Annotated in this window: 4 protein-coding genes; 1 reads left to right on the top strand and 3 read right to left on the bottom strand. The window is 70.3% G+C overall.

Going from position 1 to position 2,648, the window contains the following annotated elements; all coding sequences use genetic code 11:
• The coding region (locus I5G_RS20675; RefSeq protein WP_036326362.1) for a ribonuclease J at nt 1-471 on the bottom strand (471 nt) is incomplete at its 3' end.
• Nucleotides 472-549: 78 nt separating this feature from the next.
• The gene (gene dapA / locus I5G_RS04885) at nt 550-1,527 is read right to left on the bottom strand and encodes a 4-hydroxy-tetrahydrodipicolinate synthase (protein ID WP_022878057.1); all 978 of its coding nucleotides are present in this window, start codon (nt 1,525-1,527) and stop codon (nt 550-552) included.
• A gap of 89 nt (nt 1,528-1,616) precedes the next feature.
• Between dapA and I5G_RS04890 the strand changes: the two genes are divergently transcribed.
• The gene (locus I5G_RS04890) at nt 1,617-2,153 is read left to right on the top strand and encodes an NUDIX hydrolase (RefSeq protein WP_022878058.1); all 537 of its coding nucleotides are present in this window, start codon (nt 1,617-1,619) and stop codon (nt 2,151-2,153) included.
• 2 nt (nt 2,154-2,155) lie between these two features.
• Here the strand turns inward: I5G_RS04890 and I5G_RS20680 are convergent.
• Nucleotides 2,156-2,648 (bottom strand): SDR family oxidoreductase (locus I5G_RS20680; RefSeq protein ID WP_022878059.1); only part of this gene is annotated, 493 nt, incomplete at its 5' end.

The raw sequence follows: 2,648 nt of genomic DNA on the forward strand, positions 1-2,648 counted from the left end.
GACGCGAGGCCAGGCATCCGGGATCGAGTGGTTCACCGCGACGAACTCGAGGTCGAACGGACCGACCTGCTCGCGCTGACCCTCCTTCACCGTGAGCGTGTAGGGCCGGATGCGGTGCTCCTTGAGCTTCGCCTCGATGAGCGCGAGCGTCAGACCGGAGCCGATGAGGGGGATGTCGCTCTTGAGCTTCAGCAGGTAGGGGACGGCGCCGATGTGGTCTTCGTGGCCGTGCGTGAGCACGACGCCCACGACGTCGTCGAGACGGTGCCGGATCGGCTCGAAGTCGGGGAGGATCAGGTCGACACCGGGCTGGTGCTCCTCGGGGAACAGCACGCCGCAGTCGACGATGAGGAGCTTGCCCTCGAACTCGAACACGGTCATGTTGCGACCGACCTCGCCGAGCCCGCCGAGCGGGACGACGCGGAGGGTTCCGGGGGCGAGGGCGGGGGGATCGTAAACGGTCGTGGGCATATGGTGCCTCCTCGGATGCCGCCGTGCGGCATCCCTTCGTGTGGCGTCCCTGGCCGCGGTTCGGCGGACGCCGATGTCTTATCTCGTGGTGCCGTGCACCTTGGGCAGAGCACCGCCGGCCGCCGCGTTGCGGTCGGGTCGGAAGTTGGAGAAGTCGGCGCCCGGGACGTCGCGGACCAGCGCCAGCTCGTCCTCGATGGTCGCGGCCTCCCACTCCTCCGGGCCGACCAGCGGCAGACGCACGCGCGGGCTGCCGATGCGGCCGAGGCCGTGGAGGATGTACTTGGCCGCGACCGTGCCCGGCACGTGCGTCATGACGGCCCGGACGAGCGGCTCGAGGCGCTTGTGCTCGGCGGTGGCCGTCGCGAGGTCGCCGCGGTTCACGGCATCCACGATCGTCCGGTAGGGCGTGGCCGTGATGTTCGCCGTGACGCCGATGAGACCGGCGGCGCCGATCGCCAGGTGCGGCAGGACGTTGGCGTCATCGCCGGAGAAGTACATGAGGTCGGTCTGGTTGAGCACGCGGCTGACCTCGCTGAAGTCGCCCTTGGCGTCCTTCACGGCGAGGATGTTCGGGTGCTTCGCGAGGCGCAGGATCGTCTCGTACTTGATCTCGACGCCGGTGCGGCCGGGGATGTCGTAGAGGATCACCGGAAGGTCGGTGGCATCCGCGACGAGACGGAAGTGGGTCAGGATGCCGGCCTGGGTGGGCTTGTTGTAGTACGGCGTGACGATCATGATGCCGTCGGCGCCGGCCTTCTCGCTCGCCTTGTACAGCTCGATGGCGTGCGCGGTCTCGTTCGACCCGCCACCGGTGATGATCTTGGCGCGGCCGGCCGCGACGTCCTTGCCGACCTCGACGAGGCGGAGCTTCTCGGGGTCGGTGAGCGTCGAGGTCTCGCCCGTCGTGCCCGTGACGACGACACCGTCGGCGCCCGCGCTGACGACGTCGTCGATGTGCTTCTCGACGGCGGGCCAATCGACCTCGCCGTCGGCCGTCATCGGAGTGACGAGCGCGACGAGCACCTGACCGAAGGGGTTGCCGGAGTGCGTCATGCTCTCAGGTTATCGGTTCGGACACCCCTCCCTCCGGCCTCTCCTGTTTGCGGGAGGAACCGGGATCCGCTCCGCCCTAGGCTCGGCTCATGGCCTGGTCGACTCGCTCCTCCCGCACCGTGTACGAGAACCGCTGGATCCGCGTACGCGAGGACGAGGTGACCGGGCCCGACGGCGACGGGATCTACGGCGTCGTGCAGATGCAGCAGCCCGCCGTCTTCGTCGTCGCGCTGGACGACGACGACCGTGTCTGCCTCGTCGAACTCGAGCGCTACACGACGGGACGCTCGCTCGAGGTACCCGCGGGCGGGAGCGACGGCGAGGACCCGCTCGTCGCCGCGCAGCGCGAACTCCGGGAGGAGAGCGGCGTGACTGCCGCGCGCTGGGACTACCTGGGCCGGATGAACGCGCTCAACGGCATCGCCGACGCGCCGGAGCACGTGTTCCTCGCGCGCGACCTGAGCATCGCGGATGCCACGTCCTCACAGCGCGAGGAAGGCATCGAGGCCGTGCGCTGGGTGCCGTTCGCCGAGGCGCTCGGGCTCATCGCCGACGGCACCATCACCGACGGCGAGACGATCGCGGCGCTGGCGTTCGCCGGCATCCACGCCGGTCGCTTCCGCTGAGCTCAGCGCCCTCGGGACGCGGCGCGCACGACTGTCGCGTCGGGCAGGAGCCGCGACGCGGCGACGAGGAGCTTGTACCGCCACGACGGGATCGACACGGCCCGGCCGCGGGCGGCGTCGCGCAGGCCCTCGCGCACCACGGTCTCGGCGTCGAGCCACATCCCCGGCGGCACGCCCTCCTCCCCCGGCGGGAGTCCGAGGCGCTCGTGGAAGTTCGTGTGCACGAATCCGGGGCAGACCGCGGTGACGGTGACCCCGCGCGGGGCGTAGGTCACGTTCGCCCAGCGGCTGAAGGAGATCAGCCAGCCCTTGACGGCGCCGTAGGTGCCCCGCGGGACGAACCCGGCGACCGACGCGACGTTGATGATGCGGCCGCCACCGCGCTCGAGCATCGCGGGCAGCGCCGCGTGCATGAGCCGCATCGCGACCTCGACGTGCAGCCGGAGGTGCCGCACCTCGTCGGCGACATCGTTCTTCTCGAATGCCAGGTCGAGA

This window comes from Microbacterium sp. B19 (assembly GCF_000333395.1).
Classification (GTDB): domain Bacteria; phylum Actinomycetota; class Actinomycetes; order Actinomycetales; family Microbacteriaceae; genus Microbacterium.